Origin of the sequence: Streptomyces sp. MA5143a (assembly GCF_900290235.1) — a bacterium.
In the GTDB taxonomy this organism is placed as follows: domain Bacteria; phylum Actinomycetota; class Actinomycetes; order Streptomycetales; family Streptomycetaceae; genus Streptomyces.
Genome location: NZ_OLMK01000134.1, coordinates 1 through 23,076 on the forward strand (window position 1 = coordinate 1; position 23,076 = coordinate 23,076).

A 23,076-nucleotide genomic window follows, 5' to 3' on the forward strand; every position below is an offset into this window, starting at 1 on the left:
CAAGGTCGTCACCGTCACCCCCGACAACGAGACCCGCGTCCTCGTCCACGACGCCCACACCCCCTCCCCCACCACCGCCTTCGCCCTGTCCCGGCTCGCCGACCCCGACACCCTGCACCACACCCCCATCGGCGTGTTCCGCTCCGTCGACCGACCCGTCTACGACACCCAGATGGCCGACCAGCTGGACAACGCGATCGAGCAGTACGGCAAGGGCGACCTGTCTGCGCTGCTCGCGGGCGGGGACACCTGGACGGTCGTCGGCTGACCTGCGACGCACCTCCGAAGAGGCCCGGTCCGCGCGGCGAGCGTGCGGACCGGGCCTCTCCGTAGGGGCCACTGCCGTAGAGAGCCACGGGGGGGCACTTACTTGAAAGTGGGTACTTTCGAAGAGTTAGCGCACCTCCTAGGGTTAGTGGCGCACTCGCCCCCCTGGAGGAGTTTCAACATGAGCATCGTCGTCACCGGAGCGACCGGGAACCTCGGCACGTTCGTCGTCGAGGGCCTGCTGGAGAAGGTTCCGGCCGAGCAGATCACGGCCGTCGTACGCAACGAGGAGAAGGCCGCCGGGCTCGCGGCGCGTGGCGTGAAGATCGCCGTGGCCGACTACAGCGCCCCCGAGACCTTCGACGGCGTCATCTCCGCCGGTGACAAGGTCCTGCTGATCTCCGGCAGCGAGGTCGGCAACGACCGCGTCGGACAGCACACGGTCGTCATCGACGCCGCCAAGGCCGCCGGTGCCGCGCTCCTCGCCTACACCAGCGCGCCGGGCAGCCTGACGGCGGCGCTGGCGGACGACCACCGGGGCACCGAGGAGGTGCTGCTCGCCTCCGGTCTGCCGTACGTGCTGCTGCGCAACGGCTGGTACAACGAGAACTACACCGAGCAGCTCGGCCCCGTCCTGGAGTACAACGCCGTCACGCACGCCGCCGGTGAGGGCCGGGTGTCCTCCGCCGCCCGCGCGGACTACGCAGCCGCCGCGGTCGCCGTGCTGACCGGCGAGGGTCACGAGAACAAGACGTACGAGCTCGGCGGCGACGCCGCGTGGAGCTTCGCGGAGTACGCGGCCGAGCTGAGCCGGCAGACCGGCAAGGAGATAGCGAACAACGCCGTCTCCGTCGACGCCTACGCCGGCATCCTCACCGGCGTCGGCCTCCCCGAGCCGCTGGCCGCGATCCTCGCGGGCGTCGACGCGTCCATCGAGAAGGGCGAGCTGGTCGTCTCCTCCGGTGACCTGTCCCGGCTCATCGGCCGCCCGACCACGCCGATCGCGGACTCGATCACGGCGGCGCTCAAGGCCTGAGCCCCCGCATGACAGCCACCCCCGACTGTCATGACCGTATGGCGATACGGGCATGACAGCCGGGGGTGGTCGGCGTTACCTTCGTGGGACTTGGGCCGCGGGGCGCGGCCGGTCGAGAAGGAGGGGCCGTGGCGGCGCAGTCGAAGGGCGAACACCGGATAGGCCTGCTGAACGGCTTCGCGGCGTACGGGATGTGGGGGCTCGTCCCGCTCTTCTGGCCCCTGCTCAAGCCCGCCGGCGCGGTGGAGGTCCTCGCCCACCGCATGGTGTGGTCCCTCGGCTTCGTGGGGATCGCCCTGCTGGTGCTGCGGCGCTGGGCGTGGGCCGGTGAGCTGCTGCGGCAGCCGCGCAAGCTGGCCCTGATCGCGGTCGCGGCGGGCGTGATCGCGGTCAACTGGGGCGTCTACATCTGGGCCGTGAACAACGGCCAGGTCGTCGAGGCCTCCCTCGGGTACTTCATCAACCCGCTCGTCACCATCGCCATGGGCGTCCTGCTCCTGAAGGAACGGCTGCGGCCCGTGCAGTGGGCGGCGGTCGGCGTCGGCTTCACCGCCGTCCTCGTGCTGACCATCGGCTACGGGCGGCCGCCGTGGATCTCCCTGTGCCTCGCCTTCTCCTTCGCCACGTACGGGCTGGTGAAGAAGAAGGTCAACCTGGGCGGCACGGAGTCGCTCGCCGCGGAGACCGTGATCCTCTTCCTGCCGGCGCTCGGCTATCTGCTGTGGCTGGGCTCGCGCGGCGAGTCCACCTTCGGCACGGAGGGCACCGGGCACGCCCTGCTGCTGGCCTCGACCGGGCTGGTCACCGCGCTGCCGCTGGTCTGCTTCGGGGCGGCCGCGATCCGGGTGCCACTGTCCACGCTGGGGCTGCTCCAGTACATGGCGCCGGTGTTCCAGTTCCTGCTCGGGGTGCTGTACTTCGGCGAGGCCATGCCGCCCGAGCGGTGGGCGGGCTTCGCCCTGGTGTGGCTGGCGCTGTCGCTGCTGACGTGGGACGCGCTGCGGACCGCCCGCCGCTGGGGCGGGGCGCGTACGGCGAAGGCGCAGCCGGAGCCGACGCCGGCACCCCTGTCGGCACCCGTGCCGGAGGCGGTTCCGGAGGTTGCTTCCGAGGCTGTTCCGGAGGCTGTTCCCGAGGCCGAGGCGGTCGCCCCGAAGCCCGCGAGCTGAGGTACGGCCCCGCTTCTGCACGCACCGCTCGCACCCGCTCGCACGGCCGTCGACCATGCTTTCGTCCGACGAGTCCGACATGCGAACACCCGTGGCCGAATACCGCTCTTGACGGAAAGTCAGCGCCGCCCGCACCATCCAGGCACCTCATTCACTCGGATTCGACATGAACACGCCAACAGCAGTTCACGCGGATCCCTTGGAATTCGGAGCCCCCACATGAAGCTCTCTGTTCCAGTCACCGGGCGTGCCGCCGCCGTCGCCGTCGCGGCGGCCACGCTCTTCACCAGCGGGTCCGTAGCCGGGGCGGCTCCCGCCCCGGAGGCGGTGGCCGCCGCGCCCGACCTGCCCGTGGCCAACGTCAAGGCCCACCTCACCCAGTTCCAGTCCATCGCCGCCGCCAACGGCGGCAACAGAGCCCACGGCCGCGCCGGTTACACGGCCTCCCTGAACTATGTGAAGGGCAAGCTGGACGCCGCCGGTTTCACCACGACCGTGCAGTCCTTCACGTCCGGCGGCCGCACCGGGTACAACCTGATCGCCGACTGGCCCGGCGGCGACACCAACAAGGTTGTCATGGCCGGTTCACACCTCGACAGCGTCACCTCCGGCGCCGGCATCAACGACAACGGCTCCGGTTCCGCGGCCGTGCTGGAGGCCGCGCTGACCGTGGCCGGCACCGGTTACCAGCCCACCAAGCACCTCCGGTTCGCCTGGTGGGGCGCGGAGGAGCTGGGCCTGGTCGGCTCGCGCTACTACGTCAACAACCTGTCCTCCGCGAACCGCGCCCGGATCAGCGGCTACCTCAACTTCGACATGATCGGGTCGCCGAACCCCGGGTACTTCGTCTACGACGACGACCCCACCATCGAGAAGACCTTCAAGGACTACTTCGCGGGCATCGGCGTCCCGACGGAGATAGAGACCGAGGGCGACGGCCGCTCCGACCACGCGCCGTTCAAGAGCGCGGGCGTCCCGGTGGGCGGCCTCTTCACGGGCGCGAGCCGCGCGAAGACCGCCGCGCAGGCCACCAAGTGGGGCGGCACGTCCGGGCAGGCGTTCGACCGCTGCTATCACTCGTCCTGCGACACGACGTCCAACATCAACGACACGGCCCTGGACCGGAACTCGGACGCGCTGGCGTACGCGGTGTGGGAGCTGTCGAAGTAGCAGCCGACTTCGACGGGGCGGGTGCTGTGACGGGCACCGCGCCCGGAGAGCGGAGCGGTGGCGCGGCGATGCGGCGGCTCGTCGGCGCTCGCGCTCCGTGAGGGGGCTTGTTCGTGTCCGGGGCCGGTCGGCGACGCCATGTCGCCGACCGGCCCCGGAGGCGTGTCGGCGGCGGGTCGGTCGTGTGGGGGAGCGGCAGTGGGGAGCACCCGCCCTCGACCCCGGTCCGTACGGCGGGGTCGGCCGGGGCGGTCAGGGACCCTGGGCCATGCCCGACCTCGACCCCGGTCGTGTGTGGGTCAACGGCCGCGGGCGCGCCCGGCTCCGAGCCCGGTCCGTACGGCGGGAGTTCACCGGGTCGATCAGCGGCTCGGCGTCGACCCGGTCGTGTGTGGCTCAGCGGCCGTGGGGCGCGCTCGGTCCTGAACCCGGTCGTACGGCGGGGGTCGGTGGGCGGGTGGTCGCCGCGGAAGCCGTGCGGGGCGCGGGCGCGGTGCGGGGTGTCGCCGTGTGGGTGGTGGCGGCTGCGCGGATCGCGGTCGCCGTGTGTTCGGCTGTGAGGGTGTGGGCGAGAGACGGGGCCGTCGAGCGGAGGCGGGAGGCGACCGCGGTGGGCATGCGGGAGCCTCGGGTCAGGTCGGCGGCGACCGCGGAGCGGAGGGCGCCGACGCGGGCCAGGTGCGCCCCGAGCCGCTCCGGGCCGAGCGACGCGACGTCGACGTCCAGGGCGGCCCGTACGGACGCCGGGTGCGTCGGAATCGGCGCTGCGCCCCGCGCGGATGCGCGGGCCGGGTCGAGTCCGGCGGAACGCAACGCCGCGGCACGCGCGCTCCAGGGGGCCTCGCCGGGGAGGCGGGACAGGCGCGTACGGGCGTGACGAGGGCCGGGGTCCCCGTGACCGTTGTACGGCGCCCCCGAGGCGGGTGCCGGTCCGGCGGTCCGGTCACCGAGCGTGCGCCAGCTCATCGTGCCGGTCAGCTCGTTGACGTGGACTTCCACGCGGGGGCGAGCGGTGCGCTCCAGGGGTGGGGCCGGCTGCCGCCGGGCGGTGCGGTGGCGGGCGGCCTCCGGGAGGGACGGGGGCGGGGACGGGGCCGCGGGGGTGCGGTCGTTGCCGGGAGCGGTGCTGTTCCGGGCCGCTCCCGGTGCCGTGGCGCGGTCGGCCGTGCGGGGGGGGTGGCGTGGTGGAGGGGGCCGCCGTGTCCGCTGTCACCGGCCATGGGCGTGCGGGCTCCTCGCATAGGGGTCGGCGTCCAGCGCGCGGGCCCGTTCGGCGAGGCGGCCCATACGGGTGCGGGCCTTCTCCAGCTGCTCCACGTCGTCGGCGGCGGGACCGGCGTCCGCGGCGAGCTCGGCCCACACGGCGATCAGGTCGCGGCCCAGGTGCAGCCCCTGGAGCGGGTCGCGGATCGCGCGCCAGGCCGCCGCCGCGCTCTGGATGTTGCCGTACGCGGCGCGGGGGTCGCGCAGCCGGTGCCGGAGGGCGGCGAGGTCGAGGGAGAGATGGAAGGACCTCAGGGCGTCACCGGCCAGGTAGGCGATGTACGCGGTCAGTTCGCGCAGGCGCAGCACCTCGGCGTGCTGGGGGCCGAGGGTCGCCGTCGCCTGGGCGACGGTGTGCTCGGCCATCTCCGCGGCCTCCTGGATACGGCCCATCTTCACGGCCTCGTTGATGCGCGAGACGGGCTCGGCGAAGGGCGAGGGGGCGGCCGCCCCGTCGGACTCCTCCAGGTCCAGCACGGACTCGGCGACGGCGTCGAACTCGCGCACGGGTGCCGGCTTGGGCCCGGGGTCCTCGTCCACCACCTTCCACTCGGGAGCGGAGTACGGGTCGGCCGCGGACTCCTCCGGCGGGGCCGGTACGAGGGCGGGTTCCGGCGTGGTCACCTGGACCGGGGCCGGCAGCGGAGTCGGCGGCGCCGCCGGCGGCCAGGGCTGCGGGTCCAGCGAGACGGGCCCCGACTCCGGGACCGCGTCGGAGGGGTGGGCGGAGACGTGTTCGGCCGCGTCGACCGCCGGGTACTCCGCCTTCGCCTCGGGGGTGTGGGCCGGGGCCTGATGAACCGGTGCCTGATGCGGGGGCCACGGCTGCGGCTCCAGGGCGGCCGGGCTCAGCTCGGGGGCCGGGGCCGGCGCCGGGGCCTGGGCCGGTACGGCGTCGGCGACCTCGGCGGAGGTCTGCGCCGCCACCGAGGACCGCCCCGGAGGCCACGGCTGCGGCTCCAGGGCGCTGGGGCTCAGCTCCGGGGCGGGCGCCGGGTTCGGCACGTGAGAGGGAGCGGCCTCCGACATGTGGGTGGGTGCGGCAGCCCGCGCGGGGCCGAACTCCCCGACCGTGGGTACGGCGACGCCGGCGGACTGGGCCGCCACCGGGCCGTATTCACCGGTCAGGGGTGCGGCCGCGGCGCCGGAATCCGCCCCCGCCGGGCTGTACGCGTCCACCTCCGGCCCAGCCGTACCGGCGGGCTCGGCCGCCGCACCGCCGTACTCCCCGGCCGCGGGCGCGGGCTGGGTCGTCCCACCCCGGGGCGGCCGGGCGAGGGGGCCGTCCTTGGGCTCCGGGACGGCGCGCAGGACGAAGGTCGACGGGGCGACACCGCCCGCCGCCGGCTTCGCCGCGGTGAGCGGCATCGTGCGGGGCTCCCGCTTCGGCTCGGCGGCAGCCGGGGGCTCCGCCGGGGCACCGACCGCCTCCTGGCCGGGAGCGGTGGCCTTCGCGGCCGTCAGCGGAAGCGTGCTCGGCTCGCGCTTCGGCCGCTCGGGAGTCACCGGGTGACCGACCGGGTCGCTGGTTGACGGCGTCGGCTCGACCGCCGCCAGACGCATCGTGCTGGGCTCCCGCTTCGCCTGCGGCTGCGACTGCTGGGGCTGCGGCTCCGACGAGTGCGGCTGCGCCTGCACGGGGGCCTGCTGCGGCGCGGGGGCCTGCTCCGGCACGTGCGGCTGCGGGTGGGAGTACCCCTGCGGCCGCTGGGGCTGTGAGTGGGCCTGCTGCGACGGCGACTGGGCGTGCCCCTGCGGCTGGGCGTGCGGGGATTCCGGAGCCGTCGGCTCCTGCCCGGTCATCCCCTGGGCCGCCGACTCCGGTACCGCCCGCAGCACATACGTCGACTTGTCCCGGCGCGGCACCGGCGCGGCGACCGGCTCGGCAGGCGGCGCGGCAACGGGCTCGGCCACCGGCGGTGCGGGCGGGACCGCCGGCGCGGGGCGGGACGGTGTCGTGACGTCTCCCCTCGGCTCCGCGACCTGGACCGGCTCGCCCGCGAAACGGCTGGAGCCGTCGACGTGGACCTGGAGCGGTACGACGTAGCCGATGCGCTCGTCGTGGACCGTGGCGAGGACCGGGTGACCGGTGGCGAGGGCGAGACGGTGGAGGTAGTCGAGCGCGGCGGTCTGGAGGGACTCCCCCGCGGCCGCCGGTACCGGCATGCCGCCGACGGTCGCGCCGGCCTCCACCGAGACGCGCACGTCGATCGGGGTCAGCCCGGCCGGTGCCGGCGCGCGGCCCGCACGCTTGAGTTCCCGCTTCTGTTCGCGGCTGAGTCGAGTCATCGTTCCCTCACTCGGGTCGGTCAGAAGGAGAAACGGCGGACGGGAGATCGAAGGACACCGGTGACACGGGAGACACCGGCGCCGTGGGAGACACCGGTTTCCCGCCGACTCCCGTGTACGACGCTGTTGAGGGCGACGCCGTGGGTGACGTCGGTGGTTGCGCCGCGGCCTCCACCGTACGCACATCGTCGACCCGCCACGGCTCGCCCTTCCCCGAACGCACCAGCTTCAGGTACACCGTGGCCTGTGGACCGGTGCCCGTCCAGCCGTCCCTGCCGTGTGCCTCGCCGTCGACGAACACGGCGCGGTACGCCTCGGTCCTGGTGTCGGAGGGCGCGTCGCCGTCGTCGTCGAACTCCACCTCGACGGTCGTCCACGCCTTGTGCGCCGCCCAGGAGTTCCAGTTCTCGCCCGCGCCGCTCGCGGGGCGGTACGCACGCTCCGCCTTCCGCTTGTCCGGGGTGAGCCAGCGCGCGGTGCGCAGGACGGCGTCGTGCGGACTCATGTCGTACTTGGTGTCGTAGCCGTAGGCGACCTCGACCCACGCCCTGGAGACGGAGGTGGCGTCCAGGTCGTCGACGCCGGACGGGGTCGGTACGTGCGCGTCGTCGCCCAGCGGTTTGCCGGACGGCAGCGGGGCCTTGGGGGCGATCGACGGTTCGGCCGAGGCGCCGGGGCCGCCGCCGACCGTCTCGCGGTGGTCCCGCAGACCGCACGCGGCGAGGACCGCCACGCCGGTCACGGTCGCGAGCACCACCGCCCCGGCCCGGCGGAGCCCGCCGGACGCGCCGCGTCCGCCCGCTCCCGTACGGGCGTCGGGCATCCGGTGCCCGTCGCTCTTTGCGACCATCGTCGTCCCCCTCCTCACCTCGGTGTCCTTCCCCGTCGTCATCGTCCGTGCCGTCCCCACGCGCCTCATCACAGGCCCAACCAGGGCGCCGGATCCACGTACGTGCCGTTCCGCATCACCTCAAAGTGGAGGTGGGCGCCGGTCGAGTAGCCGGTGGAGCCCACCGGGCCCACGCGCTGGCCGACCTTCACGTGGTCGCCGACCTTGACGCTCAGCCCCGCGAGCATGTGGTTGTACGTGGTGGAGATCTGGTCGCCGTCGATGGTCCCGTGGGAGATGACGACGCGGTTGCCGTATCCGTTGGTCCAGCCGGCGAAGGTGACCACGCCGTCGCGCGCGGCCAGCACCGGGGTGCCCGCCGCCACGCCGAAGTCGGTACCGGTGTGCAGCTTGCGGACGCCGAGCGTGGGGTGCATGCGCCAACCGTACGGGGAGGTCACGGGCGGGTTGCCGGCCAGCGGCATCGCCATCTGCCTGCCCGGCGGGAGTTTGCCCGGCGGGTCGTCCACCGACTCGTACTTGGCGATCAGGGACTTGATGCGGACGACGTAGTCCTGGGTCTCCTTGTAGGGCGGGATGCCGCCGTACTTCTGGACCGCGCCGGGGCCCGCGTTGTACGCGGCGAGCGCCAGGTCGAGGGTGTCGCCGCTGGCCTGGCCGCGGTCCTTGTAGCCCTGGACCTGCTTGGCCAGCGCGCAGTCGTAACGGCCCTGCGCCATGATCGCGTCACCGGGGTCGTACGGGGATATCCGGCCGTTACCGTCGTCGTCGCGGCCCCAGGTCTTCCAGGTGCCCGGCATGAACTGGCTCAGGCCCTCGGCGCCCACGGGGGACTGGGCGTTGGGGTTCCAGCCCGACTCCGCCTCGATCTGGGCGGCGATCACGGCCGGCTTGATGATGTCGCACATCGAGCCCGCCTTGAGCACCCACGGCACGTACTCCGCCGGGACCTGCCCGTTCTTGAGGCCGCCGCCGACGCCACCCTGTTCCTCGGCGTCGGCCTGGCCTCCCCCGCTCACCCCGACCATCAGGACCACGGGCATCATCACGGCCGCGACGCAACCGCCGACGACCCAGCCCGTGGCGGACCCACCCCCGTTGGACATCTGCTCCCCTCAGCGTCGAAGTCCAGTCATGTTCCTGCCAGTCCAGGCCGGCCAGTCGAGTCTCTCCGCTCACCCGCGCTCCCCGCGTCACCAGCACGTCACAGGCTCGTAGCAGGAACTCACGCCCCAATTCCCAAGCGGTCGCACCCCGGTGAAGATCGGAGGAAGGCGCCACGGCGGGGGCCACGAACCGAAGGGGTTCGCCCCCGCTCCACGGGTGCGGCCCACGACTGTGCGGGGTCGACTCGGCTCGGCTTGGTCTGACTCGGCTTGGTCTGACTCGGCTTGGCTGATTCGGCTCGCCTTCGCGCGTCGACGCGGGTTCGCGAACCGGCCGACACGGCGCGAAGCCGGCGACGGCGGACGGCGGACGGCGGACGGCGGACGGCGGTGAACAACAAGGACGTACGGCGACGATGACGGAACGGCAGACCGATGGGCGAAACTCGCCGACGGCCCGACGAGCCGTCCGGCGGCGGCATGTCGGCGGCTCGGCAAGACCACCGGCAGGCCCCGTCGACGGACACGGAGGCCGTACGGCGGGCGACGCCGGACGGCCGCACAACAGGCCGGCGACGACAGACCGGCCGGCACAACGCACGGGCCGTCAAAGGCCGTACCGCGACAACCGGCGGCGGTGCGGCGAGACAGTCGACGCAACAGGCGACAGCCCGGCAAGGCAGTCGGCGGCCGAGAGAGGTCGACGGCCCGGCAGGACGGTCGGCGACAACCGGCGTCGACGGCGGAACACGCCGGTCGGCGTCAACAGGCGTCGGCGGCGAAACACGCCGGTCGGCGGCGACAACCGGCGGCTCGGCGTGCGCAGGTCGGCGGCCGAGGTGGTCGTCGGGTCAGGGAGACTTCGATGGATGGCTGTGGACATGGGGGAGAGTGGTGATGCGGTGATGCAGGGCAACGCAGGGCAGGCGACGGCCGGGCCGGAGATCTGGGTGCGGGGGCCCGTCGGGGAGGCGGAGGTGCTGCCGCAGGAGCCGGAGCCCCTGGCATCCGCCGGCGCGCGGCGGTTCTCCTGGGTCGCCACACACGGCGGGGCCGGGTCCACCACCCTCGCCGCCGTCTTCGGCGGTCACGACGCGGGCCGCAACTGGCCCCGGCCGGAACACGGTGAACCCGGATCCGTGCTGCTGGTGGGTCGGACGCACGCCGCCGGACTCGACGCGGTCTCGCACACCCTCGACATCTTCCGGCGGGGCGACGCGCCGCCGGGACTCGACCTGGACGCGATCGTGCTGGTCGCGGACGCGCCCGGACGGCTGCCGCGGCAGCTCGTCCAGCGCGTCAAGGTGATCGGTTCGGTCGTCGACGTCCACCGCGTGCCCTGGGTGCCCGCCTGGCGCACCGGCGATCTCACCGGCCCGCCGCCGCGGGAGAGCGCGGCGCTGGCCCGTCTCACCGGGAGGACCCCATGAGCCACACCGTGTACGCGGCGGCCACCACCCTGGCCGGGCCTCCGGGGGCGGTCACCTACGAGCTGAACTACGTGCTGAACATCCTCGCCTGGCTGGTGACGGCGGCCGGTGTGTGCGGGCTGCTGCTCGTCGGCTCCCGGATGGCCATCTCGCTGCGGTCCGGGGAGGGCGACGAGCACCTCACCCAGTTCGCGATGGTGATGGGCGCCTGCATCATCGGCGCGACGGCAGGGCCGATCGTGGACTTCGTGATGTGACGGAGCGTGACTGAGAGCGGGTGACGGCCCGTCGGTTCCGGGGGAACCGACGGGCCGTCACCGTATCCGCACACCCACCTCCCCTCCACCTCCCCTTTCGCACACCGGTACGACACACTCCGCTTCGCCGCAGGTCCGGGGCCTGATGACGGCACGTCACTGTCCCGGACATGACGAGCAGTTCCCGTCTGTCACGACCGCGTCACCGCCCAGTGCTGGATCACTACATCGCTTGGCTCAGGGTCACCACAGTCGCCAAGCTCACAGGGCGAACGGGAACCCGGGCAGCCGACTCAGGTCCCGTGGGCATCCCACGCACCCATCCGCTCAAGTGAGTTGACGTCCACCGCTCCGCTGCGGCCGACCGAAACGGGGAGAAACCACATGCTGAACGCGATAGCCACCAAGGCGCAGCAGGCCGTCTACCTGGCCGACGGGACCGTCCCGAACCCGAACCGCGACGCCCCCGGCGCGCTCACCGGCAAGGTCGACACCGTGCTCGGCATCGTCGCCTGGGCCGGTACCGCGGCGGGCGTCGCGGGCGTGCTGATCACCGGCGCGATGATGGCGATCTCGATGCGCCGCGGTGAGGGCTCGGAGCACATGGGCCGTCTCGGCATGGTCCTCGGCGGCTGTGTCCTCGTCGCCGCCGCCGGCCCGCTCGTGAACTTCGTCTTCGCGTAGTCCGTCAGCCGGCGAGTCGAAAGGGGGAGCGACGATGGTGAACTCCGGCCGGTCCCGAGGGGGCAGCGGAGAGTGGGAGCAGCCGTTCTGGCAGCAGCGGGGCTGGATCCTGTCGGCCGGGTTCCTGGGGGTGCTGGTCGTCCTCGCGGTGCTCTTCGCGGTCACCGGCAACGGCGCCGGGGGGCCGTCCGGCGCGTCCGGCGACCCGAGCCCCGCACCGACCTCGACCTCGGACTCCGGGTCCGGGTCCGGCTCCGGTGGCGGCGGTTCGAAGGACCGTCCCGCCGGCTGCCGTACCGACGACAGCGTGCAGGCCCGGCCCACCAAGGCACCGCGCGACTTCCACTGGAAGGCCAACGGCACCGGTCTGGTCCCGGTGTCGAGAACCGCGGGCCCGCTGAAGTACGACGGTCCGGTCTGGTCCTGCTTCGCCCGCACCCCGATGGGCGCCGTCATGGCCGCCCACTCCATCACCGACCACCTCAGCTACGACGGCTGGCGCGAGGTCGTCGACCGGCAGGTCGTGCCGGGCGCCGGGCGGGACGCGCTGGTGAAGACGCGTGCCCAGTCCGGCGACAAGTCCACGACGGGATCGCCGGACGCGGGCGGCTACGCCGGCTTCACGGTCCTGACGTACAACCGCTCGCAGGCGACCGTGATGGTCCTGGTCAGCGGCATGGGGGGCGGCGGCTACGGCTCCGCCTCGGTGACCGTGCGCTGGCAGGACGGCGACTGGAAGCTCGTTCCCGAGGCCGACGGCACGATCTACGGCGGTGTGTCGCAGGTGAGCGGCACCGACGGCTTCGTCACCTGGGAGGCGTGACATGGGCTGCTCCTGGAAGATCTACGACTGCGTCATCGAAGAGGGCGGCAAGCAGTTCACCGAGGGTGCCGTCGTCGTCTTCGCCAAGGCGATTGGTGACGGTGCCTCGGAGGTCCTCAAGGCCCTCAACGGTGTCTGGCTGAAGATCGACGTCGACCAGCCCGCGGGCAATGTCACCCACGGCAACCCCACGATGGATCCGGGCAGCCCCATCGGCCTGATCACCGCGGAGGTCAACTGGATCGTCGCGTACGTGGCGGTGACCTCCCTGCTCATCGCGTCGATCCGGATGGCGATCGACCGAAAGGGCCAGTCGATGAAACAGGCCTTCATGGGGATGTGGAAGGTCATCCTCGTGGGCGCGGCGGCCGTACCGGTGGTCACCGCGCTGATGAAGGCGTCGGACGCGTACGCGGCGGACGTGTACGCGAAGTCCGGTCTCGGCAGCAAGGCCGCCGAGATGCTGGGCGTACTGACACTCAGCCAGCCCGGCCTGGTGCTGATCTTCGGTCTGCTGGTGATGCTGTCGAGCTTCGTGCAGATCGTGCTGATGTACATCCGCATCGGCGTGCTGATCATGCTGGTCGGCACGCTGCCGCTGGCAGCCGCCTCCTCGATGACCGGGTGGGGCGAGGGCTGGTGGAAGAAGCACATCGGCTGGCTGGCGGCCTGGCTGCTGTACAAGCCGGCGGCGGCCCTGATCATCTACTCGGCCACGTCGATGACCCGGGGCAAGGAGAACCTGGACGAGATCATCGCGGGCATGGGCATGCTGATCCTGTCGGTGTTCGCGCTGCCCGCCCTGCTCAAGCTGATCGTCCCGGCCACCGCCGCCCTCGGCGGCACCTCGGGCGGCACGGTCGCCCTCAACGCCGCCAACAACATCGCCTCCGGCGCGGTCAGCATCGCGGGCGGCGCCGCCGGTGGCGGTGGAGGCGGCGGAGGCGGAGGCGGCTCCGCGGGCCCGCAGGGCTCGCCGTCCACGGGCGCGGGCTCCTCCGGGGGCGCCGGCGCGGGCGGAGCAGGTGGCGCGGGCGCGGCGGCCGGTACGGCGGCCGCGGGCGCGGCCACGGCGGGCGCGGCCGTGGCGGTCCAGGCAGCCGCGGTCGTCGTACAGACCGGCATGCAGGCCGCGAGCGAGATCACCAACTCCCTCGGCGACAACGACGGAATGAAGGGCCACAACCAGTAGCGCACCCCCCGCCCCCCGGGGGCCGCGCCCTCTTCGACGGGGCGAGCCCCGAAAGGGGCGCGGGGAACTGCGCGACGAGCCACGACGGGCCCGCAGCCGCCCGATCTCCTGAAACCCCGAGCTCGTAGGCACTCGGAACCCACGAACCACAGCCGGAAGAAGGATTTTCCATGTCCACCGACGCCCTCACGCGTCCCACCTACGGAAACTGGCGCCGGCCCCGCCGCCCCGGCCTCGGCCCGTTGGGCCTCCTCGGCACCGTGGTCGCCTTCGGCGGACTCCTCGTCGCGCTGCTCGCCTCACTCGTCTCGCTGACGGCGGCGATCGTCGTCCTCATCCCCGTCGGTCTCTTCCTCGCGCCGCTCGCGCTGCGCACGGTCGACGGCCGCAACGTCTATCAGGTGGTCGCGGTGCGTATCGGATGGTTCAGGCGCAAGGCGAACGGCTCCCACACCTACGTCTCCGGCCCGCTCTCCCGCCGTACCGGCGGTCGCTACCACCCGCCGGGTCTGCTCGCCCGGACGCGGATGCACGAGGGCCGCGACGCCTACAACCGCTCCTTCGGCGTGCTCCACCACCCCGGCCGCAACCTCTACACCGTGGTGCTGGCGTGCGAGCCGGACGGCGGTTCGCTGGTCGACCCCGAGCAGGTCGACATCTGGGTGGCGTCCTGGGGCGACTGGCTCGCCCGGCTGTCGCACGAGCCGGGCCTGCGCGGCGCCCAGGTCGTCATCGAGACGGCGCCCGACACCGGGACGCGGCTGGCCGCCGAGGTCCTGCCGCGGATCTCACCGGACGCCCCGGCCGCCGCCCGCGCCGTGATGGAGGAGGTCGTCGCCCGCTACCCGTCCGCCTCCTCGGAGATGCACACGTACATCGCCCTGACCTACGGCCCCTCCGGCGGCCCCAAGCGCAGCATCGAGGACGTCATCACCGACCTGTCCATGCGGCTGCCGGGCCTGCTGTCCGGTCTGGTCGCGGCCGGCGGCGGCTCCGCCTACCCGCTGTCCGCCGAGCGGCTCTCGGAGGTCGTCCGGGTGGCGTACGACCCGGCCGTCGCCCCCGATGTGCTGAGCGCCCGCGCCGAGCAGTCCACCACCGGCCTGGAATGGGCGGACGCCGGCCCGGCTGCGGCCGTGGAGTCGGTGCAGTCGTACAAGCACGACTCGGGTGTCTCGCGCACCTGGATGCTGACGCTCGCGCCGCGCGGCACCGTCCGCTCCAGCGTGCTGCGGGGGCTGCTCGAACCGGCCGCCGGGACGCGCCGCAAGCGGGTCTCGCTGATCTACCGCCCGATCGACCCGGCGACGTCGGCGCGGATCGTGGAGTCCGACCGTCGTGCCGCGCACTTCATGGCGGGCTCCAAGCGCGGTCTCGTCCAGGCGCGGGCCAGCTCCGAGATGCAGGCGGCCGAGCAGACCGCGGCCGAGGAGGCGGCGGGCGCCGGGCTCGTGGAGTTCTCGCTGATGGTGACGGTCACCGTCGACGACGAGGCGCAGCTCCCGGACGCGGCGATCACCGTCCGCAACCTCCAGGCGTCCTCGCGCATCCTGATGCGCCCCGCCGACCGTATGCAGGCCTCTGCGTTCACCTGCACGCTCCCCGTCGGCCTGCTGCCGTGGGAGCACACCCTCGTTCCGTACCAGATCCGGGAGGCGCTGTGACCAGGTCCAGCACGTCCGCCACTCGTCCCGCACGCCCCCAGACGGCGCCCCCGCGCGGCTGGCCCGGCCCCGGCGGCGGGCAGGTCGGGCACATCGACCCGCCGGCGCTGTGGCGGGCCACCACGGTCCAGGCGTGCGGCCTGTGGCCCTTCGCCGCGGGCTCCGGCGCACCCATGACGGGGGTGCCGCTCGGGCAGCACCTCCAGACGGGCGCCACGGTGTGCGGGGACCCCATCTCCTGGTTCACCCGCGCCCGGTACATCTCCAACCCGTCGCTGTTCATGCTCGGCATGCCGGGCCTCGGCAAGTCCACGCTGGTCAACCGCATGCTGATCGGCATGTCGGCGACCGGGGTCACGCCGCTGGTGCTGGGCGACCTCAAGCCGGACTACGCCGACACCGTGCGGGCGCTCGGCGGCCAGGTGATCTCCATCGGGCGCGGTGTCGGCGGCATCAACGTCCTCGACCCCGGCGCGATGGGCGAGGCGGCGGCCCGGATCGGCGGCGAACGCGGCCGGATCCTCGCGGCCGAGGCCCACGGCCGGGTGCTCAACATGGTCGCGGCGCTCATCACGATCGTGCGGGGCCGCCCGATGGACGACCACGAGCAGTCCGTGCTGTCGGCGTGCCTGCACCATCTGACGGAGCGGACGAAGAAGGGGCGGGCCCCGCTGCTGCCCGATCTGCTGAAGGTCCTCGACGAGGGCCCGGACCGGGTCCGCGCGGTGACGCTCGACCGGGGCGACGAGGCGCGCTACCAGGAGGCCGTCGACCCGCTGCACCGTTCGCTGCTGGGCGTGTTGGACGGGCCGCTCGGCGACACGTTCGCCTCAGAGACGTCGACCCGTATCGACCCCGCGTCGCCCGCCGTGTGCGTGGACATCTCCCGGATCGGTGAGGCGGACACGCAGCTCACGGCGGCGGCGATGCTGGCGGCCTGGTCGGACGGGCTCGGCACGGTGGCGGCGGCCCACGCCCTCGCGGACGCGGGCCTCGCCCCCCAGCGCTGGTTCTTCACGGTCCTCGACGAGCTGTGGCGCCCCCTGCGGGCCGCCTCCGGCATCGTCGAACGCATCGACGCGCTGACCCGTCTGAACCGCTCCCTCGGCCTCGGCGACGCCAAGATCACCCACACGCTGAAGGACGCGGAGGCGCTCGGCAGCGAGGCCGACCGGGCGAAGGCGCGGGGCTTCGTGGAGCGGGCCGGGATGGTGGTGTGCGCGGGCCTGCCGCGTACGGAGATGCGGGAACTCGGCGAGATCGTCGGCCTGTCGGAGCGCGAGATCGAGCTCGTCTCGTCCTGGTCGTCCCCGCCGGGGTGGGCCAGCACGGGTGGGAACGAGGAACCGCCGGGGCGTGGCCGCTTCCTCATCAAGGTGGGCGGGCGTCCGGGCATCCCGATCAAGGTGTCGATCACGGACACGGAGCGGGAGTTGCACAACACGAACACGCGGTGGAACCGGCCGACGTTGTCCAAGGGCGCCTCATAGCTCGGGGGTGCGCGGTTCGTCGGCGAGTGCGGGTGCGTCGTGGTTGCTCGCGCAGTTCCCCGCGCCCCTGAAGGGACGGGCCTGCGGCCCGCCCTTCATCGGAAAAGCACGGGGCCGCAGGCCCCTGCTTTTCCAGGGGCGCGGGGCGGTGACACATGCGGCTCCGCCGCGCGGGCGCGACCAGCCCCCACCCACCCGCACCCGCCCACGCACCCCACGGCCCCACCCCCTACCGCGCCCGACCGGGGTCGAAGGGACGAGGAAGCCACATCAACCGACTGACGGGGGAACCAGGACATGAGTACACGTAAGAAGCCGCACGGCACCGCCGACGACCTCCTCCCATGGGTCGTCCCCGGCGTCGCCCTCCTCGTCGGCACCCTCTTCTTCGCCGCCTGGCTCGGCGGCTCCCTGGGCGCCGCCGTCACCGGCAACGGCTGGGACCCACCGCCCTTCACCCTGGAGACGATGTCCACCCTCGTGAAGGAGGGCCCGGCGACAGTCTGGCCGACGACGTCCACCGGCGCGATCACCGCCGGCATCGGCACCGTGTTCGGCGCGGCCGTCGCCCTCCTCGTCACCCCGGTCGTCCTGATCCGCCGCCGCGGAGCGAAGCCCACCGGTCTGGCCGGCCGCAGGGAACTCGCCGGTCTCCTCCCGAAGGGCGCCGCCGCCCGCGCCCGCCAACTCCGCCCGTCCCTGCCGAAGTCGGGCCGCCTCGCCCCGGACGACACGGGCAACCTCCTCGGCGACCTGGAACCCGGCGGGCCCGAGCTGCGCAGCAGCTACGAGGACGTGGAACTGGACCTGATGGCGCCGCGGGCGGGCAAGTCCACCGGTATCGCCGTCCCGCGTGTGCTGCGCGCCCGCGGCAGTGTCCTGCTGACCTCGAACAAGGCGGACGTCTACAGCGTGACGCGCGCCGAACGCGAACGCGCGGGCACGGTGTGGACGTTCGACCCGCAGGGCATCGCCCACACCCCGCGCGGCCTGTGGTGGGACATGCTCGCCGACGCCGCGACGATCGAGGGCGCCCGCCGCCTCGCCGGGCACTTCGTCGGCGCGGTCAACGACGACGCCTCCAAGCGTGACTTCTGGATCTCGGCGGCCCAGAACACCCTCACGGCCCTGTTCCACGCGGCCAACCGCGGCGGCCGGCAGGTCGGGGAGGTGCTGGCCTGGCTGGCGGACCCGGCCGACCGTACCCCCGTCGACCTGCTGCGGGACGCGGGCATGGCGGCCCTCGCCGACCAGCTCCAGGGCACCGTCCAGGGCGCCGTGGAGACCCGCGACGGCATCTACGAGACGGCCCGCCAGTGCGTGGCCTGCCTCCTCGACCCGACGATCGCGGCCTGGGTGAGCCCCGACCCGGAACTCCCGCAGTTCCTGCCCGACCGGCACGTCCTCTCCTCGGACACGCTCTACCTGCTCTCCAAGGACGGCGGCGGCTCCGCGGCCGGGGTGATCGCCGCGTGCGCCGACTCCGTGCTGCGCGCGGGCGTCGTCGCCGCCGAGCGGATGGGCGGCCGCCTCGACCCGCCGATGACGGCCGTGCTGGACGAGGCCGCGAACGTGTGCCGCATCTCCGACCTGCCCGACCTGTACTCCCACTTCGGCTCACGCGGCATCAACGTCGTCACCCTGCTCCAGAGCTACCGGCAGGGCACGCGCGTATGGGGTGACGCCGGGATGGACGCGCTGTGGGGCGCCGCCACCATCAAGCTGCTCGGCGCGGGCCTCGACGACGCGGACTTCGTGGAGAAGGTCTCCCGCCTGGTCGGTGAGCACGACGTGTCGACGGTGAGCTACTCCCGCGGCAAGGACGGCAGGTCGCGCTCCACGTCGTACCGCCTGGAACGCATCCTGCCCGCCGACCGCATCCGCGCCCTGCCCAAGGGCACCGCGCTGCTGCTCGCCACCGGGGTGAAGCCGGCCCTGGTCCGGCTGCGCCCCTGGTACGCCGAGCCCGGCGCCGACCGTATCGCCCTGGCCGCCCAGGCCGAGGTCAAGGCCATCACGGCCCGCGCGACGGAGAGCTTCGTCCGATGAGCGCGGGCCACGACCCCAAGGAAGGGAGCCCCCGATGACCACGGCTGTGGACCAGCCCGGCGTGGAGGACGCCGTGTCCGCCTCACCGCCGTTCATCCTCTACCTCGACGGCGCCGAGTACGGCGAGGAGATGCGCAGCCTGGCCGTCTGGGTCGCTGATCTGCTGCTCCCCGTGTACGGCCGTGAGGTCAGCTCCCAGCAGCCCTGGTGCCCGCGCTGGTGGGAGCACCTGGAGGCGGTGGCCCGGCTGCACGCCCTGTGGCTGGCCTGGCAGGAGCTGGCCGACCCGTCGGCCGGCCTGTCCGGCCCGGCCGTCTGGCACCGGGACCACCTGGGCCCCGTACTCGCCGAACTCCGCTCCTCTGCGGGCCCGTTCGCGGGCTGCAAGGCGGGCAGCCACCGGGCCAAGCAGTCGCCGACCGCCGAACCGTACGGCACGGACCCCTGAGCGCGGCGGCCGGCCTCCCTACCCTGGACCGGCGCGCGGTGGACCACCGCGCGGCCGGCAGTGGGAACGCGGTCCCGGCCTGTGCGGTACGCGGGTTCCCGGACACACCGACGGCCGCCGTCACGCGGCCGACAGGAGAAACACCATGAGCATTCCGACCACCCCGAACAGCCCCACCAACCCCGGCGACGACGGCAAGCACGGCAGCCACGGCGGCCACGGCGGCCACGGCGGCCACGGCGACCACGAGGGCACCAGCAGCCCTGGTGGCTCCGGTGGCCCTGGTGGCTCCGAGGGCTTCACCAACCCGACGCTCCGGTACTTCGAGGACGTCGTCGACTGGCGTCATCGGCGGGCCGGGCGGGCGCACACGCTGGTGCGCGCCGTCCACTCGACCACCACGGGGCGGGTGGTCGCGGTCGTGTCCGAGCTGGCGAGCAACCCCGACGACCGCGGCGTCACCGACGACTTCGGCAGCGTCGCGGACGCCGTACTGCCCGCGCTGCGGCGGGCGTTCGGCGCGGAGCCGGTCGAGGTGTTCTGGATCGCCCACTTCGGCGCGTTCTCGTACCACGACCCGACCGGGCCGGAGTCCTTCACCCAGATCCTGCTGACGGCGGGCCCGAACGGCCACGTCGACGACCTGACGGGCGACCGGACGTTCACCGTCCGGGACGTCGAGGAGCTCCTCGGCCGCGCCCTCGAACCCGTCGACCGGGTGCTCGCCCGTATCGACCACGAAGCGACCCGGGGGTGAGCCGGCGATGACCGAGCACGTGTCGGGGCGGGACGTCCTGCGCCAGGCGAAGGAGCTGTACGAGCCCTACCGGAACGACGTCGCCCCGACAGGGCGGCGCGTGGCGATCATCCGGTTCCAGCCCGCGGAGAACGACCCCCCGGACTGGAAGATCAAGCTGGAGGCGTCGAAGGTCTCCGCCGAGCAGAAGGTGAAGAGTTTCGAGCACCTCGGTTTCCAGGCGGACCATGTGGTGATGCCGCCGGGCACCACGCGTGCGCAGTTCGCGGAGGTGCTGGAGCGGGCCAACCAGGATCCGAAGACCCGCGCGATCATCGTGCAGTTCCCGCCGCCGGCCCATCTCCAGCCGCTCGTGCAGCGGATGGACCCGGCGAAGGACATCGACGCGCTCACCAAGGGCCGCTCCCCCTACAACGCGTGCGCCACGGCCGAGGGCATCTGCCGGGTCGTGGAACCGTTCGCCAAGGACGACCCGGTGATCGCGGTGGTCGGCAGCAAGGGGTTCGTCGGGCAGGGCGTGGTCACGACGCTGCGCGAGCAGGGCCACCGGCTGATGGAACTCGACGCCGGTGACGACCTGCGGCGGGTGCGCGACGCCGACATCGTCGTCTCCGTCACCGGCAACCCCGGCATCCTCGGCCCCGACCACCTCCGGCCCCACCACCGGCTCGTCGTCGACTCCGGGTTCGTCCCGCAGGCCGACGGGAGTGTGAAGGGGGACGTCCAGCGGGAGGCGTACGACATCCCGCAGCACCTCACACCGGTGCCGGGCGGGATCGGGCCGGTCGAGATGGCCACGCTCATGGAACGCGTCGTCCGCCGCGAGGTCGACCCCGACGCGCCCTCCTGGAAGGTGGACCCCCGCCCCTACCTGACCAAGGACCAGCTCACCCAGGGGGCCCGGGAACCGTCGCCCGCGACGGTGACGGCGACGCAGCCGGCGCAGGCGGCCCAGGGGCAGCAGGCGGCGGGGCAGCCGGGGGCCGGTGGCTCCCAGGGGCCCGGTCAGCAGGCATCCGGAGGGCCGACGGCCGGGGCGCGGACGGCGGGCGGGGCGGCGGGGCCGCAGAACCCCGGGCCACAGGCGTCCGGCTCGCAGGCGGCCGGTGCGCAGGCAACCGGTTCGCAGGCGGCTGGTGCGCAGGCAGCCGGTTCGCAGGCGTTCGTCGGCAATCCGATCGCGCAGGCCGCGAGACTCCGTACCGGGGCCGGGCACGGGGGTGTCGGCCCCGGTACGGTCCACCCGACCGCCGGACCATCCGCACCGACCCGCGCCCAGTCACCGGTCCCGCCCAAGCCGCCGACGCCTGGAGCCCCGGGCCGCTGAGCGCGAGGCGCCGGCCGCCGACCCGGGCAGCGGCACCGGCACCGGCACCGGGCGGAACATGGTTGGCGAGCAGAACCCCGTTGGCGCGCGACGCGGCCAAGGCATGAGGAGGCAAGCTGGAAGCCGGGGAGCCCGCATCACGCACAGCCAGCGGAGGCGCCGCCCCATCGCCCCCGCACCAGCCACGGAACACGTACCCGCCCGCACGCCACAGGCCCGGCGCCCAGGCTTCCGGCCACCCGCGCACACCGCGTACCCCTCCGCCATAGGAACCCGAGAAGGCCATGCAGCCGCACCGCTCCCAGCCCCACGCCGCGACGCCCTCCTCCTCGCCGCCCTCTCCCCAGCCCCCGGGAACCACCCGCCCCACCCCCAGCTCCCCCGGCACCTCGCCCCTCGGCGCCCTCCCGCCCGGCGGCTTCCCGATGCCGTCGGCTGTGGGGATCGCCGCCGCCGTGCGGGCCGGGGACGTGCGGGCCGTCGATGTCGTCGCCGAGTGCCTCGGGCGCATCGCGGCGGCGGAGCCCGCGTTGTGCGCGTTCGTGGAGGTGTGGGCCGAGGACGCGTTGCGGTGGGCGGCCGACGTGGACCGGCGGGTGGCGGCCGGTGAACCGCTGCCGCTGGCCGGCGTGCCGATCGGGGTGAAGGGCCGGTCGGGGCTGCGTGCCGCACCGGCACGGGCGCTGGTCGCGGCGGGCTGCGTCCCCGTCGGCGCGACCTCGGTGCCAGGTCGCGGCACCCCCTGGCAGACATGGGGCCTCGGCGCCGGTGGCCGTACCGTCAACCCCTGGCGGCGCGACCGGACCCCGGGCGGCTCCTCGGCCGGTTCCGCGGCGGCGGTGGCCGCCGGCCTCGTGCCGATGGCGACCGGTACGGACGGCGCCGGGTCGGTGCGCATCCCGGCCGCGTGGTGCGGCGTCCTCGGCCTGAAGATCACGAACGGACGGCTGCCGACCGCCGACCGCACCGGGTTGGCGGCACCCGGTGTCCTCACCCGGTACGCGGCGGACGCGGCGGCGTACTGGCGCTGCGTCCGCGACGAGAACCCCCGACGTGCCGAGCCGTTCGCGGGTCCACCGACCGCCGCCCTCGGCCAGGACGCCGACCCGCCCGGCGAGGACACCCTGCCTGACCAGGACGCCAACCCGCCCGGCGCGGACAGCCTGCCCGTCCAAGGCGCCAACCCGCCCGGCGCGGACACCCTGCCCGGCCAAGGCGGCAACCTGCCCGGCGCGGACACCTCACCCGTCGAGAGCCCGCCGCCCGGCGGCGGCACCCCACCCGCCCCCGGCACTCCCTTCCCCATCACCGCCGTCTGGTCGGCAGACCTCGGTTTCGCCGACCCCGACCCCGAGCCCCCCGCTGTCGCCCACGCCGCCGCGCTCCGCCTTGTGGACGCCGGCCTTCTCCGCCTCGTACGACCAGAACGGCCCGTGCGTCTGGACGACCCGGCCCCTGCCTGGCTGGCTCTGCGCGACTCCTCGGCCCCGGATGCCGGGACCGGGCGTACCGCCGCCGACGCGCTCCGCGCCGGGAACGACCGGCGGCTCGCCGCGCTGTTCGGCGACGCCGATCTGCTCCTGACCCCGGCCACGCCCAACGCCCCGCATGGCCACGAAGGACCCGGTGACCGTTACTCGACAGCCCTCACCTGGGCGTTCAACCTCAGCGGCCATCCCGCCCTGAGCCTCCCGGCCGGCTTCGGCTCGGACGGCTGCCCGGTCGGCCTTCAGGTGGTGGCCCGCCACGGCGAGGAGGACCTGCTGCTCGACGTGGCGCTCGCGGCCGAAGCCGCCCTCGCGTAG

At 73.7% G+C, this 23,076-nt stretch carries 19 protein-coding genes and 1 pseudogene; 16 read left to right on the plus strand and 4 right to left on the minus strand.

Translation table 11 applies throughout. From position 1 onward, the window contains the following. From SMA5143A_RS40920 to SMA5143A_RS40935, 4 genes and pseudogenes are all read left to right on the plus strand, one after another. Positions 1-268 (plus strand): annotated as a pseudogene (locus SMA5143A_RS40920) (2-oxoacid:ferredoxin oxidoreductase subunit beta); the annotation flags it as partial. A gap of 180 nt (positions 269-448) precedes the next feature. Then, on the plus strand, positions 449-1,303 hold the full coding sequence (locus SMA5143A_RS40925; protein ID WP_107467863.1) for an NAD(P)H-binding protein: 855 nt from the start codon (positions 449-451) through the stop codon (positions 1,301-1,303). Positions 1,304-1,431: 128 nt separating this feature from the next. Then, positions 1,432-2,472 carry an EamA family transporter RarD gene (gene rarD, locus SMA5143A_RS40930; protein WP_107467864.1) on the plus strand — a complete coding sequence of 347 codons (1,041 nt, stop codon included), beginning with the start codon at positions 1,432-1,434 and terminating at the stop codon, positions 2,470-2,472. Positions 2,473-2,691: 219 nt separating this feature from the next. Further along, positions 2,692-3,642, plus strand: coding sequence for a M28 family metallopeptidase (locus SMA5143A_RS40935; protein WP_107467865.1), 951 nt, complete (start codon positions 2,692-2,694; stop codon positions 3,640-3,642). A 396-nt stretch (positions 3,643-4,038) separates the two neighbouring features. Here SMA5143A_RS40935 and SMA5143A_RS40940 read toward each other — a convergent pair whose 3' ends face one another. From SMA5143A_RS40940 to SMA5143A_RS40955, 4 genes are all read right to left on the minus strand, one after another. Further along, positions 4,039-4,641, minus strand: coding sequence for a hypothetical protein (locus SMA5143A_RS40940; protein WP_181362273.1), 603 nt, complete (start codon positions 4,639-4,641; stop codon positions 4,039-4,041). A 210-nt stretch (positions 4,642-4,851) separates the two neighbouring features. Continuing rightward, positions 4,852-7,194 (minus strand): tetratricopeptide repeat protein, encoded by a 2,343-nt coding sequence (locus SMA5143A_RS40945; RefSeq protein WP_107467866.1) that lies wholly within the window; start codon positions 7,192-7,194, stop codon positions 4,852-4,854. A 7-nt stretch (positions 7,195-7,201) separates the two neighbouring features. Further along, positions 7,202-8,044, minus strand: a complete 843-nt coding sequence (locus tag SMA5143A_RS40950) for a hypothetical protein (RefSeq protein WP_258194041.1) — start codon at positions 8,042-8,044, stop codon at positions 7,202-7,204. A 68-nt stretch (positions 8,045-8,112) separates the two neighbouring features. Continuing rightward, entirely contained in the window at positions 8,113-9,150 is a 1,038-nt protein-coding gene (locus tag SMA5143A_RS40955) for a peptidoglycan DD-metalloendopeptidase family protein (RefSeq protein WP_107467867.1), read from the minus strand. A gap of 881 nt (positions 9,151-10,031) precedes the next feature. Between SMA5143A_RS40955 and SMA5143A_RS40960 the strand changes: the two genes are divergently transcribed. The 12 genes from SMA5143A_RS40960 to SMA5143A_RS41020 all read left to right on the plus strand — a co-directional run bounded on the left by SMA5143A_RS40960 (position 10,032) and on the right by SMA5143A_RS41020 (position 23,076). After that, entirely contained in the window at positions 10,032-10,580 is a 549-nt protein-coding gene (locus SMA5143A_RS40960; RefSeq protein WP_107467868.1) for a DUF6668 family protein, read from the plus strand. Beyond that, positions 10,577-10,837, plus strand: a complete 261-nt coding sequence (locus SMA5143A_RS40965; protein ID WP_099969758.1) for a hypothetical protein — start codon at positions 10,577-10,579, stop codon at positions 10,835-10,837. Before SMA5143A_RS40960 ends, SMA5143A_RS40965 begins: the two co-directional genes overlap by 4 nt. Before the next feature lie 384 nt (positions 10,838-11,221). Then, complete coding sequence (locus tag SMA5143A_RS40970; RefSeq protein ID WP_055521280.1) at positions 11,222-11,521, plus strand: hypothetical protein; 300 nt, start codon at positions 11,222-11,224, stop codon at positions 11,519-11,521. 34 nt (positions 11,522-11,555) lie between these two features. Beyond that, entirely contained in the window at positions 11,556-12,344 is a 789-nt protein-coding gene (locus SMA5143A_RS40975; protein WP_107467869.1) for a hypothetical protein, read from the plus strand. Between the two features lies 1 nt (position 12,345). Continuing rightward, on the plus strand, positions 12,346-13,536 hold the full coding sequence (locus tag SMA5143A_RS40980) for a hypothetical protein (protein WP_107467870.1): 1,191 nt from the start codon (positions 12,346-12,348) through the stop codon (positions 13,534-13,536). 170 nt (positions 13,537-13,706) lie between these two features. Then, positions 13,707-15,200 carry an SCO6880 family protein gene (locus SMA5143A_RS40985; protein ID WP_107467871.1) on the plus strand — a complete coding sequence of 498 codons (1,494 nt, stop codon included), beginning with the start codon at positions 13,707-13,709 and terminating at the stop codon, positions 15,198-15,200. Continuing rightward, a complete protein-coding gene (locus SMA5143A_RS40990; RefSeq protein ID WP_258194042.1) occupies positions 15,197-16,690 on the plus strand; it encodes an ATP/GTP-binding protein in 1,494 nt (497 codons plus the stop codon). Before SMA5143A_RS40985 ends, SMA5143A_RS40990 begins: the two co-directional genes overlap by 4 nt. Positions 16,691-16,987: 297 nt before the next feature. Then, the gene (locus SMA5143A_RS41000; RefSeq protein ID WP_107467873.1) at positions 16,988-18,739 is read left to right on the plus strand and encodes a type IV secretory system conjugative DNA transfer family protein; all 1,752 of its coding nucleotides are present in this window, start codon (positions 16,988-16,990) and stop codon (positions 18,737-18,739) included. A gap of 34 nt (positions 18,740-18,773) precedes the next feature. Continuing rightward, positions 18,774-19,187 (plus strand): DUF4913 domain-containing protein, encoded by a 414-nt coding sequence (locus tag SMA5143A_RS41005; RefSeq protein WP_107467874.1) that lies wholly within the window; start codon positions 18,774-18,776, stop codon positions 19,185-19,187. Positions 19,188-19,332: 145 nt separating this feature from the next. After that, entirely contained in the window at positions 19,333-19,944 is a 612-nt protein-coding gene (locus tag SMA5143A_RS41010; protein ID WP_107467875.1) for a hypothetical protein, read from the plus strand. Between the two features lie 7 nt (positions 19,945-19,951). Beyond that, on the plus strand, positions 19,952-21,271 hold the full coding sequence (locus SMA5143A_RS41015) for a tetrahydrofolate dehydrogenase/cyclohydrolase catalytic domain-containing protein (protein WP_219923652.1): 1,320 nt from the start codon (positions 19,952-19,954) through the stop codon (positions 21,269-21,271). A gap of 425 nt (positions 21,272-21,696) precedes the next feature. After that, positions 21,697-23,076 (plus strand): amidase family protein, encoded by a 1,380-nt coding sequence (locus SMA5143A_RS41020; protein WP_107467886.1) that lies wholly within the window; start codon positions 21,697-21,699, stop codon positions 23,074-23,076.